This is a genomic window from Pseudomonas farsensis (assembly GCF_014268805.2).
Taxonomy (GTDB): domain Bacteria; phylum Pseudomonadota; class Gammaproteobacteria; order Pseudomonadales; family Pseudomonadaceae; genus Aquipseudomonas; species Aquipseudomonas farsensis.
Genome location: NZ_JABWRF020000001.1, coordinates 1,773,824 through 1,789,821, shown reverse-complemented (window position 1 = coordinate 1,789,821; position 15,998 = coordinate 1,773,824). Strand labels below are relative to the sequence as shown.

Here is a 15,998-nt window from a genome sequence, read left to right as displayed (position 1 = left end):
CTTCCCAGCGACTCCTTGTATCCTTGCGCGGCGCCAGGAATGGCCTTTTGCTATGGGGTTCAGCCACTGAACGCCCACTCCGGGACTCGGATTTCCATCAGGTATCAACGTGAAGCGTGACATCCAACTCGTTATCCTTCTGCTGTCGGTCATTGGTTGTTCGCTTGCCTCGTTGACGCTGTGGAAGGTCATGGCCTCCCGCGAGCGGGCGCTGGAAGAAATCAACACTCACGGCCTGAACCTGACCCAGGCGCTGGTGACCTATTCCGAAGGCATCGTGCGCCAGAGTTCGGTGCTGTTGCTCGGCTTGGTGGAGCGCCTGGAAACCGAAGGCAGCGGCCCTGCGCAGATCAAGCGCTTGCGCGAGCTGGTTGGCCGCCAGCAGCCACTGATGCCGCAAATGAGCGGAATCACCGTCTACAGCCGCGACGGGCATTGGCTGATGTCGTCCAACCGCGCTATCCCGGTCGGTGCCAACAGCAGCGACCGCGCCTATTTCATCCACCACAGGGACAACCCGTCGCGCGAACCGTTCATTGGCCTGCCCATTCGCAGCCGCGCCAACCAGGAATGGGTCATCACCATCAGCCGACGCTTCAACGACGCCCAGGGTGAATTTGCAGGCGTGGTGGCAGTAACCCTCGGGGTGGAAAACTTTCTGCGCCTGTTCGGGCAACTTGATGTCGGCCAGCAAGGCGCCATCAGCCTTACCTACACCGACGGCTCGTTACTTGTGCGCTACCCGTTCCGCGAGCAGGACATGGGCCGCAATTTCTCGCACTCGCCGATTTACGCCAAGTACCTGCAGGGCCAGACGGTCGGCACGGCCTCGTTCAGTTCAAGCCTGGACGGCGTCGAGCGGCTGTATGCCTTTCGCAAGAGCGACAAGCTGCCGCTGGTGACCACCGTGGCCCTGGGCAAGCGCGAAGCCTTGGCCGCCTGGCAGTTCGAGGCGCTGCTGTCGTTGCTGGTGGTGAGTGGCCTGCTGGGCCTTACCGGGGCCATTGGCTGGTTACTGATTGGCGCCATGCGCAGGCGTGACGTGGCCGAAGACGAATTGCGCGTGGCACAGCAGCAACTGGTGGCCAGCAACCAGCAGCTCGAACAGCTGGCCATGCACGATGCCCTGACCGGGCTCGCCAACCGGCGCAGTTTCGATGAAACGCTGGCCCAGGAAAGCGGCCGGGCGCGGCGCAGCGCTACGTCGCTGGCATTGCTGATGATCGATATCGACTATTTCAAGCGTTACAACGACCACTACGGCCACTTGGCCGGCGACGCTTGCCTGCAGCGAGTGGCCACAATGCTGGCCAGTTGCACGCGCCGCCCTCCCGACCTGCTGGCGCGTTATGGCGGCGAGGAAATGGCAGTGATCCTGCCGGAAACCGACAGCGCCGGCGCCGCGGTAGTGGCGCGCGCCATGCTTGAACGCCTGAGCCTGGAACCTATCGCACACCACGACAGTCCGTTTGCTCAGGTGACTGTGAGTATTGGCATCGCCTGCGCCAGTGGCGCCGATGCCGACAGTTTGCAGTCGCTGGTGCAGCGCGCTGATGCGGCGCTCTATGTTGCCAAGGACGCAGGCCGCAACCGCCTGCATATCGGCTGAATACGGCGCGCCCCGGCGCGATCCCCTGGCCCTTTCGAGATTGCACCCTTGGACACTCTCCAGCATCGCGATTCGCACAACCGCGCCCTCGACTGGCTGAACTTCTTTCTCGCCGACGTGCGCGACGGCCTCGGGCCTTATCTTGCGATCTATCTGCTTGCCGTGCACCAGTGGCAGCCGGCAAGCATCGGCCTGGTGATGACCCTGGCCGGCGTCGCTGCGCTGCTGGCGCAGACCCCAGCCGGCGCGCTTATCGACAAAACCCCGGCCAAGCGTGCAGTGGTGGTGATCGCCGCCGTGCTGGTCACGGGCAGTTGCCTGTTGTTGCCGCTGCTTTCGTCGTTCGGCCTGGTCGCCCTGACCCAGACGGTCAGCGCCCTGGCAGGTTCGGTGTTCGCCCCGGCGATCGCCGCGATTTCCCTGGGCCTGACGGGGCCAAAGGCGTTCACCCGCCGGGTGGGCCGCAACGAGACCTTCAACCACGCCGGCAATGCCTGCTCGGCGCTGCTGGCGGGTGGGCTTGCGTACCTGTATGGGCCGGTGGTGGTGTTCTACCTGATGGCGCTGATGACGGTGGGCAGTATCTTTGCAGTCAGCCGCGTGCCGGCAGGCGCCATCGACCACCAAGTGGCACGAGGCCTGGCCCATGGGCCGGGTGGCGATGATCATCCGGCCGGGCTTGGCCTGCTGCTGCATAACCGCACCTTGCTGCTGTTCGCCGTGTGCTGTGGGCTGTTTCACCTGGCCAATGCGGCAATGCTGCCGCTGGTAAGCCAGAAACTGGCGCAGGTCGACCTGCGCCTGGCCACGCCGTTGACCTCGGCCTGCATCGTTGCTGCGCAACTGGTCATGGTACCGATGGCGTTGCTGGTCGGGGCCAAGGCTGAGCATTGGGGGCGCAAACCGTTCTTGCTGGCAGGTTTTCTGATTCTGCCGCTGCGCGGAGCGCTGTATGTGCTTTCGGATAACCCGTTCTGGCTGGTCGGGGTGCAACTGCTCGACGGCATCGGCGCGGGAATATTCGGCGCGTTGTTCCCCATCATCGTCAAAGACCTTACCGAAGGCACCGGGCGCTTCAATGTGAGCCTGGGCGCGCTAAGCGCGGTATTTGGCCTGGGCGCGGCACTGAGCCCAGGCATTGCAGGCCTTGTCGTGCAGAGCGCCGGTTACAATGCGGCGTTCCTCACCCTGGCCGGCATCGCCGCAGCCGCCTTCACGCTGGTGCTGCTGGCCATGCCTGAAACCCACCCCCGTTCGCGCCATGCGCCCACGGCCATGCCTGACCCTGCCGGAAACTGAACGCACCATGCCTGTCTCCTCTACCGCATTGATCATCTGGGCCGTTGCCGCCCTGGCCACCTGCGGCGTCATCCTGCGCCCATGGCGCATTCCCGAGTACGTCTGGGCCATGGGCGGTGCGCTGTTGCTCACCGCATTCGGCCTGATTGCCCCCCACAGCGCCCTGGCAGCGGTTGCCGAGGGCGGCGATGTGTACCTGTTCCTGATCGGCATGATGGTGCTGGCGGAACTGGCCCGCCAGGAAGGCCTGTTCGACTGGTTGGCCCGCTATGCCGTGCGCCATGCCCGCGGGTCCGGGCAGCGGCTGTTCGACCTGGTGTTTCTGGTGGGCACGCTGGTCACGGTGTTCCTGTCCAACGACGCCACGGCCGTGGTACTGACGCCTGCGGTGTACGCGGCGTGTAAAGCCGCTCGCGCCGAGCCATTGCCTTACCTGTTCATCTGCGCGTTCATCGCCAATGCCGCAAGTTTTGTGCTGCCGATCTCCAACCCTGCCAACCTGGTGGTGTTCGGCAGCAAGATGCCGCCGCTGCTGGACTGGCTAGCGCAGTTCACTCTGCCGTCGCTGGCCGCCATCGGCCTGACATACCTGATGCTGCGCCTGACCCAACGCCGGCAGATCAGCCAGCCGTTGGCCCTTGATGTCGATGCCCAACCCCTGCCCTACGGCGCCAAGCTGTGTGCCGTGGGCATTGTGTTGACCGGTGCACTGCTGCTCAGCGCCTCGGCCTTGGACCTGGCACTGGGCCTGCCGACGTTCTGCGCGGGGCTGACTACCACAGCACTGATCCACTTGCGCCAGCGCCGCAGCCCGATGCCGGTACTGTGCCATGTGGCGTGGGGCGTGCTGCCGCTGGTGGCCGGGCTGTTCGTGCTGGTCGAGGCCGTGGCGCAGACCGGTGTCATCGAACGCCTGGCACACGCCTTGGCAGGCCTTGCCGAACGCTCGCCGGCACTGGCCAGCTGGGCTGCAGGGGCCGGTGTAGGCATTGCCAGCAACCTGATGAACAACCTGCCCACTGGGTTGATTGCCGGGTCCATGGGCTCGTTGGTGGAACTGCCGCAGCAGACCACCGCAGCGCTGTTGATTGGCGTGGACCTGGGGCCGAACCTGTCGATTACCGGCTCGCTCGCCACACTACTGTGGCTGGTTGCCATTCGCCGCGAAGGCGAGCATGTCGGCGCCTGGCAGTTCCTCTGCCTGGGGCTGCTGGTAATGCCGCCCGCCTTGATCGCAGCGCTGCTGGCCTTGACGCTTTGACGGGCAGCAATGCCCGTCTGTCGATCTCAACGCACGGGGCGGTGCAGTAGCATGCCCAACGCAAGGTGAACAACCAGATAGGGAGATTCACCATGAAGATCATCAAAGGCCATTCATTGCTGCTTGCGCTATGCCTTACCGCCGGCGCGCCCTTCGCGCTGGCCGCCACAACCCCCGAAGATCAGCGTCCACCCGGGGCGCCACCGCATGATAGCGGCCAGATGAACGGCGCCGGCGATGCGACCGGTTCCGGTACGCCCGGCGATGGAGTGGGGAGCGGATCGGGTGGGACCGACGACAACGGCACCGACAGCACCGGCGGCGATGGCACTACCAGCGGGTCAGGGAATGGGAGCAGTGGTTCTGGCGGGAATGGCTCCGGTAGCTCCGGTAGCGGTGGATCGGGCTCCAAATAAGTCAACAGCGCCGCCCCTGCACTGACCGGGTAGAGTCGGCCTCTGCGACAAGATGGCGCACCGCTGAACTTTTACAGACGCATGCAAATACGGCTTAATGCCCACCTTACCGCTGTGGGAAGGTTCATGCGTCTACGCTGCCGCACTCATCTGTTGCTCATCGCCTGTTTTGCAGTGTTGTTCAACCTGCTGGCGATGCCGCTCGACCGTGCCTTGCGTGAGCCGGTTCTCGACGAGTCGCTTATCCTCGGCAGCTTCTGCAGCCTGCATGGCGTACAAAGCCTGCCCAAAGCCTTGCTGGCTCAGCTCAAGCTCGACCAGCACGCCCTGACCGAACACGGCGACAGCAAGATGCAAACCGGCGACTGCTGCTGTGGCCACGCAGGCCAGGCCGCGCCGCCTGGCGACTATTTCAAGCACCTGTTCCCGCGCTTCTGGCCTGATGCGCTGCTGCTGGGCGACGCCCCGGTGCTGCCCCTGCCGCGCCAGCAAAGGCCCGGCCTTACTCCACGCGCCCCACCCCTGGCCTGATCCGTCGCCACCAACGCCCGTTGCGCCGCTTGCGCGCCACGGCCGTACCCGACTTTCCAGCCAGGAACCGTTTTGATGAATGCGTCCGCAACCCCCGCACGTGCCGTGCTGCCCGTGCTCGCCCTGACCTGCGTGTCTGTTTTAAGCCCATTGTCCCAAGCCGTGGCCCAAGGCCTGGCGCAGGACAACTCCACCCTCACCCTAGGCGCGGTAACCGTCACCGGCGCCAGCACCGGCCCGCTGGCCACCAGCAGCGTGCTCAGCTCGGTGGATATCCTCGGCGGCGACATCCTTGAGAAGATGCCCGTCGCTTACAGCTGGGAGCTGTTCAACCGCGCGCCCGGCGTAATGCTCACCGGCTTCAACCAAGGCACCACCTCCGGCAAGCTGTCGTTTCGCGGCTTCAACGGCGAAGGTGAAGTCAACGCCGTCAAACTGCTGATCGACGGCATTCCCAGCAACACCAACGATGGCAACATGCCCTTTATCGACTCGGTGTTCCCCATGGACATCGACAGCATCGAGGTGGTACGCGGCACCAGCGACCCGCGCTACGGGCTGAACAACATCGCCGGCAACGTCAATATCAACACCCGCACCGGCGGCAACTACAACAAGGCGCGACTGCGTTACGGCAGCTTCAACACCCGTGAAGCGCAATTGGCCAAGGGCATTGAAACCAGCAACTGGACGCAGAACTATTTCTTTGCCCGCCAGCAGGTCGATGGCTACCGTGACCACGGCGATACCGAGCGCTACAGCTTCAGCGGCAAGTGGTTCTACACCCCCGATGCCGGCAATTACCGCCTGGGGCTGATCGCCCGCCACTATGAAGCAGACGCCCAGGAAGCCGGTTACCTCAGCGCCGACGATGCCCGCCACCACCCACGCATGAGCAACGACTTCAACGCCACCGACAAGGGCACCCGGCGCACCAACCAGGTCAGCCTGCACCTGGACGCCGACCTTGCCGACAGCCTCTCGTGGTCGGCAAAAACCTACCTGAACACCTTCGACGACCGGCGCTGGACGCAATACTGGCGCACCAGCTCACAGCAAGAACGCGACGCCTACGAAACCCAGTACGGCGCCCTCACCTCGCTGACCTGGCGGCCTGAAGTGGACTGGCTGCACGCCTTTGCCCTGGAAGGCGGCAGCGATGTGCAGCAGCAGCAAAACCGCAGCGAGCGCTACCGCACCCTAAGCCGCGTGCGCCAGGCGCAGACCCGCGACCAGCAGTTCGACTTCAATACCGTCGGGGCCTATGTGCAGGCCGAAATCGAGCCGTGGGAGTCGCTGAAAATTGTCCCGGCCTATCGCGTCGACAAGCTCAGCGGCGACTTCACCAACGAACTCACCGGCCAGAAGGCGGACATCAACAATTACGGGCTGATCAAGCAGCCCAAGCTGAGCGTGGTCTATAGCCCGTGGCAATTCGCCAGCCTTTACGCCAACTGGGGCCGCACCTTCCAGGTGGGCACGGGCACTGCAGCCTACAAAGTGCCGCCGCGTAACGAGGACCTGGCACCGTCGATCAACGAAGGCTGGGAGACCGGTGTCAAGTTCACCCCCGCCAGCTGGGTTGATGGCCGTGTCGCCTATTGGCGCCAGGACGCGACCGGCGAAGTCAGCCGGCGCCTGAACGACCCCAGCGGCGAGTCGGACAACGTTGGCCAGACGCGGCGCTGGGGCTATGACCTGCAGGTGAACCTGCACCCGGACGCGCGTACCGAGGTGTGGATGTCGTATTCCTGGCAGTACTCGAAGATTCTCGAACCCAGTAGCGCCCTGCCCAGCAGCAAGGGCCAGGAAATCGACCATGTGCCGCACCATCTGTGGAACACCGGGGTCAGCTACCAGGCCACCCCGGCGCTGCAGCTCACCGCGTGGATGAATGGCCAGACCAACTACTACCTGGAGCGGGAAAACACCCAGGGCACCTACGGTGGCTATGTGCTGATGAACCTGGGGGCTACCTACCAGGTCAGCGAGACGCTGAGCGTGGATGTGCAGTTGAAGAACCTGACCAACCGCTACTACGAATATGTGTGGTACGACCCCGATGGCGCCGATGCATCGCTGCACTCGCCGGGTGACGGGCGTGCGCTGTATGCCGGGTTGACGGTCGAGTTCTGAGCTCATCGCAACAAGCGACGCGGCCAGTGCAGGAGCGGGCTTGCGTCGCAACAGGGCTGCGTAGCAGCCCCCGCCCCGCTACATCCGCACCACCCTGGGCACCACCCGCACATACACCAGCTCACTCACCAACTCTACCAACGTCTGGGTAATCACCGCCGCCGCCGCCAACCCGCGGATCGGCTCCGGCAGCGCCAACGCCAACGGCAGCACCACCAGCGAATTACGCGTCGCCGCACTGAACGTCACCGCCCGCGCCGCGCCAGTGGGCAACCCGAACACCCGCGCAGTGCCCCAGCCCAGCAAGGGCGCCAGCAAGGCAAAGCCCACATATACCGGTAGCACCGGCAGCAGCTCATCCAGCCGGCCGACCACCACGCCCACCTGCGAGCCAATTACGGCCACCAGCACCAGCGCCATGGCTGGTACCGGTAGCCATGCCCAAGCGTCGTTCCAGGCCGCGACCGACGAAAAGCGCCGTCCCCCCGCGCTGGTCGCCACCGCCAGCAGCAGCGGCACCACAATCAGCAGCACAAAGGCTTCAACAAACGGCGCCAGTTGAATGTGCACCTCGCTCGCCCCGCCAAGCATCAGCGCCAGGTACAGCGGCAGCAGCGCCAGTTGCACCAACAACAGCACCGGCGTGGCCGCCAGGGTCAGGCGCGAGTCTCCCTTGCCGATATGGGTGAACACCACCACGTAATCGATGCACGGCGTCAGCAGCACCAGCAAGGCGCCGGCTAGCAGCGCCGGGTGCGCGCTGAGGCCGCGGGTGGTGGCCCAGACCAGCAAAGGCACCAGCACGAAGTTGGCCAGCAGCAGCGCGGCCATGAAGCGCCGGTTGCCCAGCCCTGCGCGCAGGTCAAGGAAGGGGATCTGCAAGAACATCGCGTACATCAGCACGGCGATGGCCGGGGTCACCAGTAGCTCCAACGCCCGTGCGGCGGCGGGGGCCAACAGGCCAATGGCGGCGGCAAACGCTACGGCAATGAAGTAAACGGGGATCTGGTTGCGTTCGAGCTGCTCTCTGTCCACGGGGGTCCTGGCATTTGCGGGTAGCGGGTAGGCCCGGCAGGGTACCCTCTGACGCAATGCAAAGGGAGTGGCTGGCACGCAAAAACCATTGGCAGATGGGTGGGGCCTGCGCGCAGCTTGGAGCCTTACAAGGCTGCGCCTACACCGACCGCATTCAATTCGCCTCAGCGCCTGAGCAGCACGATAAAGAACAACCCACCCAGCGCCGCTGTGGCAATGCCGATGGGCAGGTCCTCCGGCGCGATCAACGTGCGCGCGGCTACATCCACCCACACCAGAAATATCGCCCCAAGCAGCGCACTCACCGGCAGCAAACGCCGGTTGTCGGCCCCCACCAGTGCCCGCGCCATGTGTGGCACCATCAGCCCGACAAAACCAATCGCCCCGGACAGCGCCACCAGCACCCCGGTCAGCAACGAGGTGCAGATAAATACCTGCAGGCGCAGCCGGCGGCCGCTGAACCCCAGGCTGATCGCGGTCTGCTCACCACTCATCAGCGCGTTCAGGCCGCGCGCCATGGCCTGCAATGCAAGCAGCACCAGCACCACGCACAGCGCCGGCAGCCAGATCACATCCCAGCGCGCCGCCCCCAGCCCGCCAAGCATCCAGAACACTACCGAAGCGGCCGCATGCTGGTCGCCGCTGTACAGCAGCACGTTGACCAGTGCCATCAGCACGAACGACACCGCCACCCCTGCCAGCAGCAAGCGATCGCTCTCCATGCGCCCGCCGCGGCGCGCTACCGCGATCACCAGCAGCATGCTCCCGGCAGCGCCCATGAACGCCGCCAGAGGCAAACTGAACACGCCCATGAACTCGCCCAAGTAGAGCATCACCAGCACAGCGCCCAGGGCCGCGCCCGAACTCACACCGAGCAGGTGCGGGTCGGCCAGGGGGTTGCGGGTAACCGCCTGCAATGCTGTGCCCACCAGGGCCAGCCCCGCACCCACCAGCGCCCCCAGCACTACACGGGGTGCGCGGATCAGCCAGACGATATGCGCCTGGCTTTTGCCTGGTTCCCCGGCAATGTCCAAGCCCAACTGCCCGGCAACCACCTGCGCCACGTTGCGCATCGGGATCGAGGCCGGGCCAAAGGCCAGCGACATGACGCAGGACGCCAGCAACAGCACCACCAGCCCCACCAACAAGGCTCGCAAGCCTGTCGGGCTGCGCACAGGCATCATGGCTGCGCGCCCTCAAGCGGTTGCGGATGCAGGGCGTCGGCGAGTTTCTCGATGGCCTGGGCGTTTTCGACCGAAGGCGTTACCTCGACATAGCTCAGCACCACGAAACGCTGCTCGCGGATTGCCCGCACGCCCTTGAGCGCCGGCTGACGCAACAGGAAATCGCGCTTCTGCTGCCAGGTGAGCGGGCCGTAATCGACGATCACGATGACCTCAGGGTCGCGCTCGACCACGCTTTCCCAGTTCACCTCAGTCCAGCTCGCCGCCACATCGCCCATCACATTGACGCCACCCGCGGCATCGATCAGCGCTTGCGGCATGCCTAGCCGGCCGGAGGTGGTCGGGCGGTCTTCGCCGCTGTCGTAGAGAAACACCTTGGGGCTGTGCCGAGCCTGGCCAACCCGCTGTTGCACCTGGGCGATGCGGCTGCGCATCTGCGCGATAAGCGCGCGGGCCTGCCCCTGCACGGCAAAGATGCTTCCGAGGTTTTCCAGGTCGCGATACACATCGTCGAGGCTCGCCCGTTGCTGCGGCATTACCCACGAGCACGACTCGCTCAGTTCGTAAACCGCCACGCCGAACGGCGCAAGGGTTGCCGGGGTCAGCGGGCCGCCGACATGCATGCCGTAGTTCCAGCCAGCAAAGAACAACTCGGTGTCTGCCGCCAGCAGGGTTTCGATGGACGCCGAGCGGCTAGCCAGCTGCGGCACGCCTTCCAGCGCCTGGTCGATCCACTGCTCGCGGTGTTTGCTGCGGGTGAACCCGGTGTAGCCGACAATGCGCTCACGCAGGCCCAGGTGCAGCAGCATCGCCGTCATGTTCACATCGTGCACCACCACGCGCTGCGGGGCTTGGGTGAAGGTTACCGAGCGCTCACAACTGTGTACGCTCACGGGGAAGTCGCGGGCAGCGGCAGGCAGCAAAAACAGCAGCCAAAGCAGGCCAAAGAGGTAGCGAAAGGTCATGAACGGGTAACCCAGGTAATACGTGGATAGGGGTGCAGCGGGTGCTGGTCAACCAATGCATCGACGCCGAACACCTGCCTGAGCAGCTCAGGGGTCAGCACCTGGTGCGGTGTGCCGCTGGCGACGATGCGCCCGCCATCAATGACATACAGCCGGTCGCAGAAGGCAGCCGCCAGGTTGAGGTCGTGAAAGCTTGCCAGAATGCTCAACCCTAGCCCGCGCAGGTGCTGCAGCAGCTCCAGCTGATAGCGCGGGTCGAGGTGATTGGTGGGCTCGTCGAGGATCAGCAGTTCGGGCGCCTGGACCAGCGCCCGCGCCAGCAGCACGCGTTGTTTCTCGCCGCCCGACAGCGTGGCGAAGGTGCGCCGGGCGTGCTCCGCCAGCCCCACCTGTTCCAACGCCTGTGCGCTGCGGGCCCGGTCCTCGGCGGTTTCACCGTCGAACAGGGCCTTGTGTGGCGTGTGCCCCATGGCCACCACCTCGGCAACGCTCAGGCCAAACTCTTCGGGAAATTCCTGCAGCACCACTGCAATGCGCTGCGCGCACCAGCGCGGGCTGCGCTGCCACAGGTCTTCCCCGCCCAGGCTGACCCGCCCGGCCGTGGGCTGCGTGGCGCGGTAGGCGCAACGCAGCAGGCTGGTCTTGCCGCTGCCATTGGCGCCGATCAGCCCGACGAATTCGCCTTGTTGCACCTGCACGTTCACGCCATTGAGCAGCAGGCGCGGCCCAGGCAGTGCCCAGTGCAAGTCGTCGATGGTCAAACTGGTCATGCTCGGCGCCTCCTGCGGCAACGGTCAGAAGCTGTAGTCAGCCGTCACGAAGAACGAACGCGGCTCGCCCAGGTACCACTGCCGGCCGCCGTTCTCGCTGGTGGTGGCGTACTGGCGGTCGAACAGGTTGTTCAGTTGCAGGCTCAAGGTCAGGTCCGGCTGCACATGCCAGTCGAAGCTTGCGTCGAGCACGGTGTAGCTCGGCACCTTGACAGTGTTGGCGTTGTCGCCATAACGGCTGTCGACGTACCGCGCGCCTGCACCTGCGCTGAAGCGTTGGGCAAAATCCTTGCTCAGCCACAGGTTGGCCGAACGACGCGGCACGTTGGTCGGGCGGTTGCCGCTGTAGTCGTTGCCGTCAGCGGTAAAGTCGTCGTACCTGGCGCGCAACCAGGCGGCGTTGGCAGACAACTGCAGCTCATAGGGCAGGCGCAGTTCAAGGGTGGCCTCGATGCCGTCCGAGGACTGTTGGCCAACCTGCTGCTGCACTTTGGGGTCGAGCGGGTCGGTGCTGAGCAGCTTCTTCTTGACGATGTGGTAGGCCGCGAGCGTCCACTCGCCACGGCCTTCGGGCAGCATCTGCTTGATGCCAACTTCGGTCTGCTTGGCGGTACTCAAGTCCCAGCTTTGCTGCTCCGAGCTTAGGGTCAACAGGTCGCTGACCCCTTCGGTGCTGGTGGCGTACTGGCCGTACACCGACAGCTCTTCGCTTAGCGCAAACACCAGGCCCGCGCGCCAGTTATCGCCTGTCAGGCTGCGGTCGCTGCGGGTGTCGTCATCAAGGTTGTCGCGGTTCAGGTGCACCTGGTCGCGGCGGGCACCGGTGACCAGCGACACGCGTTCGGTCAGCTGCGTGCGGTTTTCGGCAAACAGCGAGAACTGCCGCGCCTGGTTGGCTTCGCGCGAGCGGAACGGGTCGTCGCTGATGTAGCTGCCGCCGCCAGAGCCTGCCACCGGCACGGCATCGGCCAGGGTATTGCCAAAATCGTGCTTGCGCAGGAAACGAATGGAATTGTAGTCCGCGCCCACCACGGTCTGGCTGTCCAGGCCAAACAGCGGGTGCTGCAGGGTGAACGACTGGCGGTCGCCAATCTGCTCCTGGGTCTGCTTGATGCTGATGAAGCTGCTGCGCTCGATCAGGTTACCGGGCTGCCAGGTGTAGCTTTCGGCGTTGCGCCAGCGGCGTTGGGCCTTGAGGTAATACAGCTGGTTGCTGGCGGTGAGGGTGTCGCTGATTACCCAGTCGGTGACCAGGCGTGTGGACTGGTCGTTGTAATGCAGCTCGGCGTTGGCCACGTTGTAATTGTGGTCGCGCAACGACTCGCGGTAATGCCCGTCGATCAACGGCGTGCCGAGGTACTGCTGCGGGTTCTGGTCGCCGTAATCGTGACTCAGGGTCACGCTCAGGTCTTCGTTGGGCTGCCAGCGCAGCGCACCGCTGAGGGCGATGCTGTCGGACTCGCCGCGGTCCACCCAGCCATTGCTCGCCAGCTTGTTGAGGTTCAAGCGGTAGCTCAGGGTGTCGCTCAGCGACCCGCCGCTGTCCAGCGCCATCTGCTGGCGGTCATTGGAGCCGTAACCCAGGCGCAGGCGATTGCGGATGTCACCTTCGAACGGCTTTTTCGGCACCACGTTGATCACCGCCCCCGTGGCGCCCTCCCCGTACAGCACCGATGCTGGGCCGCGCAGCACGTCGATGCGCTCCACCGCCCAGGTGTCGACCGGAAAGGTCACGGTGCCGGCGCCGACATACAGGCGGGTGCCGTCGTACAACTGCATGGTCGAGCTATGGCCGGTGAAGCCACGTGCCGACAGCGCCGTGCCGCCGTTGCCGGGCGTGCCGATGAAGGTGATGCCAGGGGAACGGGTGACGGCGTCCTGCACGGTGGCGTTATTGCGCGCCTGGATCTGCTCGGCGCTGATGCTGGTGACGCTGGCAGGGGTTTGCAGCGGCGTGAGGTTCAGCCTAGAACCGCTGGTGCCAGGGGTGCGCAGGTCGGGCTGGGCAGCCGCGTCAGCGAATTCGGTGATGGCCGTGGCGGGCAATGCCAGCGGCTCATCTTCAGCGGCTTGGGCGCCTGCGCTGAGGAATACACAAGGCACCAGGCTTGCACGCAGCATGTGGCCAGGGAAGGAACGGAACAACGAATAACGGGACATATCTTTCCACTTGAAACAGGAATGAAAGAATCCCGGAGGGAACAACGCATAGGGAAAGCGCAGGCGCACGCGCCTACGAAAACCGGCCTGCGCCCGCCCACCGCGGGTTTGCCAAACGATGCTTCAGGCCGGTCTCCGGGCTCACGAGGGTCATGAAACATTCGCCTTCCCATGCCAGAGCACAGTGGCGTATCGAATGCTTCGCTCGTATACCGTTGCGGGGGCAGCGCCGGACTGATCACCGCAAGGATGACGAACCGGCTTCCCGTTTCACCCCATGCACGGCGGCAGGGGGCACCTGAAACAGGCGCGCAGATGACCATCAAAACGGCCCGTGGTCAACAGGCACGTTGCCATCGTGCGGCGATAGCGTTTTAGTCAGCACAGATGTTATGTTATTACATCTACCATGGAGAACCCCCTGTTGAAACATCACGCACCCCTGCTGGCCGGTTTGACCCTCGGTATGTTTGGACAACCGCTCTACGCCGCAGAACCCCTGACGCTGGAAGCCATCTCGATTACCGACGCCTACGTTGAAGAACGCGCCGACGGCCCGGTGCAAGGCTATCGGGCGACCCGTTCGGCCACCGCCAGCCGCACCGATACCGACATCCGCGATACCCCGCAAAGCATCGAGGTCATCCCGGCGCAGGTACTCAAGGACCTCAATACCACGCGTATTGACCGAGCCCTGGACTTTGCCGGCGGCGTGGCGCGGCAGAACAACTTCGGCGGCCTGACCTTCCTCAACTACAGCGTGCGCGGTTTCACCACCGGCGAGCTGTACAAGAACGGCTTTGCCGTCAACCGAGGCAGCTACAGCGCCCCGGACACCTCCAACATCGAGCGCATCGAAGTGCTCAAAGGCCCGGCGGCCAGCCTGTACGGCCGTGGCGACCCCGGCGGGCTAGTCAATATCGTGACCAAGCGCCCGCAGGCCGAGACCTTCAGCAACCTGAGCCTGAGCGCCGGCAGTTGGGACCGCTACCGCACCAGCCTGGACGCCAACGCGCCGCTGGACAGCGAAGGCAACCTGTTGGGGCGGATAAACATGGCCGTCGAAGACAACGGCAGCTTCCGCGACCATGTGAACAGCGAACGGCGCATCGTCAGCCCGTCGTTGAGCTGGCAGTTGTCGCCCGATACGCGGTTGCTGCTGGACACCGAGTTTTCCCGCACCGAGTCGGTATTCGACCGGGGCATTGCGGCCGTCAACGGTGACCTGGGTTCGGTCAAACGCTCGACTTTCCTCGGTGAGCCCAATGATGGGCAGGTCCGCAACGACAACCAGACCGTGGACCTGGCGCTTGAGCACATGCTCAGCGATGACTGGAAGCTGCGCCTGGCCAACCACTACACCCAAGGCACGCTCAAGGGCGCCAGCTCCGAACCACAGGCGGTGGTCGGCAGCACCATCACCCGCTTCTACCGCGAGCGCGACTTCGAGTGGAACGACAACATCACCCAGGCCGAGCTGCACGGCACCTTCAATTGGGCGGGCTGGGAGCACCAGACGCTGATCGGCCTTGAATACGAGAATTACCGCAACAGCCAGAAGTACCCACAAAGCGCCACCCTGCTCGGCTACGGCCTGGACATCTACAACCCGGTGTACGGCCAGGCCAAGCCCGCGCTGACCCGCGCCAACGATTTCCACGAGCACACCGAAAGCTACGCACTGAACCTGCAAGACCAGATTGCCTTCACCGAGCGCCTGCGTGGCTTGGTGGGCGTGCGCCTGGAGCACATCGAGCAGACTTCCCTGAACCGTACCAGCGGGGTCAGCAGTAGCCAGGAGAAGGACGTTGCCACCCCGCGCATCGGCCTGCTTTACCAACTGACGCCGCAGGTGGGCGTGTTCGCCAACGCCTCCACCTCGTTCAAGCCCAACACCCTCGGCACCCAGGGCCAGGTGTACAAACCGGAAAAAGGCTTGGGGTACGAGACCGGCGTGAAGCTCGACCTGCTCGACAGCCGTCTTGGCGCCACCATTGCGCTGTTTCGCATCGACAAGGAAAACGTCCTCACCACCGATGCCCTTGGCGACAGCGTTGCCGCTGGCAAGGCGCGCAGCCAGGGCCTGGACATGCAGTTCAGCGGCCAGGTCACCGACGCTGTGCGCGTGATAGGGGCGTACGCCTACATCGATGCAGAAGTGACCAAGGGTGATGCCAGCCTGCCTGAGGGCAGCGACCTGCTGGGTATTGCCCGGCATAGCGGTAGCCTGCTGGGCGTTTACGAGTTCCAGGATGGTGCGCTGCGCGGCTCGGATGTCGGCGCTGCATTCAACTATGTGGGCGAGCGTTCAGGCCAGGCCGGCGGCAACTTCACCCTACCCGCCTACAGCACGGTTGACTTGCTTGCGCACTACAAGGCCAGCGAGCAAGTCACCTTGGGGCTGAACTTGAACAACCTGTTCGATCGCACGTACTACGAGCGTTCGTATAACAGCGCGTGGGTAGTGCCGGGTGAGCCGCGCAATGTGAGTGTCAGCCTGAGCCTGAGCCTGTGACTCAGCTGCTGGGTGCCCCGGGCCCGCCCCGTTCTCAGGCAGCACGCGGTCCTAGCAGGAAATCGCCCAGCTCTTTGGGCTGAGCTGTCACGTAGAGAACTGGGCTGCGTGTGAGAT

At 64.5% G+C, this 15,998-nt stretch carries 12 protein-coding genes and 1 riboswitch; of the genes, 7 read left to right on the top strand and 5 right to left on the bottom strand.

Going from position 1 to position 15,998, the window contains the following annotated elements; all coding sequences use genetic code 11:
* The first annotated feature begins 109 nt into the window (after nt 1-109).
* The 6 genes from HU719_RS08215 to HU719_RS08190 all read left to right on the top strand — a co-directional run bounded on the left by HU719_RS08215 (nt 110) and on the right by HU719_RS08190 (nt 7,252).
* Entirely contained in the window at nt 110-1,609 is a 1,500-nt protein-coding gene (locus HU719_RS08215; RefSeq protein WP_186534667.1) for a sensor domain-containing diguanylate cyclase, read from the top strand.
* A gap of 48 nt (nt 1,610-1,657) precedes the next feature.
* Nucleotides 1,658-2,908, top strand: coding sequence for an MFS transporter (locus HU719_RS08210; RefSeq protein WP_186534666.1), 1,251 nt, complete (start codon nt 1,658-1,660; stop codon nt 2,906-2,908).
* Nucleotides 2,909-2,915: 7 nt separating this feature from the next.
* Nucleotides 2,916-4,169: an arsenic transporter gene (locus tag HU719_RS08205; RefSeq protein WP_186534665.1), complete on the top strand. Its 1,254-nt coding sequence runs from the start codon at nt 2,916-2,918 to the stop codon at nt 4,167-4,169.
* Between the two features lie 92 nt (nt 4,170-4,261).
* Nucleotides 4,262-4,585, top strand: a complete 324-nt coding sequence (locus HU719_RS08200; RefSeq protein ID WP_186534664.1) for a hypothetical protein — start codon at nt 4,262-4,264, stop codon at nt 4,583-4,585.
* Between the two features lie 126 nt (nt 4,586-4,711).
* On the top strand, nt 4,712-5,116 hold the full coding sequence (locus HU719_RS08195; protein WP_186534663.1) for a DUF2946 family protein: 405 nt from the start codon (nt 4,712-4,714) through the stop codon (nt 5,114-5,116).
* Between the two features lie 75 nt (nt 5,117-5,191).
* Nucleotides 5,192-7,252: a TonB-dependent receptor gene (locus HU719_RS08190; RefSeq protein WP_186534662.1), complete on the top strand. Its 2,061-nt coding sequence runs from the start codon at nt 5,192-5,194 to the stop codon at nt 7,250-7,252.
* Between the two features lie 78 nt (nt 7,253-7,330).
* On the opposite strand, the gene HU719_RS08185 is transcribed toward HU719_RS08190, so the two are convergent.
* The 5 genes from HU719_RS08185 to HU719_RS08165 all read right to left on the bottom strand — a co-directional run bounded on the left by HU719_RS08185 (nt 7,331) and on the right by HU719_RS08165 (nt 13,366).
* Nucleotides 7,331-8,287 (bottom strand): arsenic resistance protein, encoded by a 957-nt coding sequence (locus tag HU719_RS08185; protein WP_186534661.1) that lies wholly within the window; start codon nt 8,285-8,287, stop codon nt 7,331-7,333.
* A gap of 164 nt (nt 8,288-8,451) precedes the next feature.
* The gene (locus tag HU719_RS08180) at nt 8,452-9,471 is read right to left on the bottom strand and encodes a FecCD family ABC transporter permease (protein WP_437179645.1); all 1,020 of its coding nucleotides are present in this window, start codon (nt 9,469-9,471) and stop codon (nt 8,452-8,454) included.
* Nucleotides 9,468-10,436, bottom strand: a complete 969-nt coding sequence (locus HU719_RS08175) for an ABC transporter substrate-binding protein (protein ID WP_186534660.1) — start codon at nt 10,434-10,436, stop codon at nt 9,468-9,470. Before HU719_RS08175 ends, HU719_RS08180 begins: the two co-directional genes overlap by 4 nt.
* Complete coding sequence (locus HU719_RS08170) at nt 10,433-11,206, bottom strand: ABC transporter ATP-binding protein (RefSeq protein ID WP_186534659.1); 774 nt, start codon at nt 11,204-11,206, stop codon at nt 10,433-10,435. Before HU719_RS08170 ends, HU719_RS08175 begins: the two co-directional genes overlap by 4 nt.
* Before the next feature lie 24 nt (nt 11,207-11,230).
* Nucleotides 11,231-13,366, bottom strand: coding sequence for a TonB-dependent receptor (locus HU719_RS08165; RefSeq protein ID WP_186534658.1), 2,136 nt, complete (start codon nt 13,364-13,366; stop codon nt 11,231-11,233).
* A 109-nt stretch (nt 13,367-13,475) separates the two neighbouring features.
* A riboswitch (cobalamin riboswitch) is annotated at nt 13,476-13,683 on the bottom strand.
* Nucleotides 13,684-13,790: 107 nt separating this feature from the next.
* Here HU719_RS08165 and HU719_RS08160 point away from each other — a divergent pair.
* A complete protein-coding gene (locus HU719_RS08160) occupies nt 13,791-15,881 on the top strand; it encodes a TonB-dependent siderophore receptor (RefSeq protein WP_225917128.1) in 2,091 nt (696 codons plus the stop codon).
* Nucleotides 15,882-15,998 lie beyond the last annotated feature (117 nt).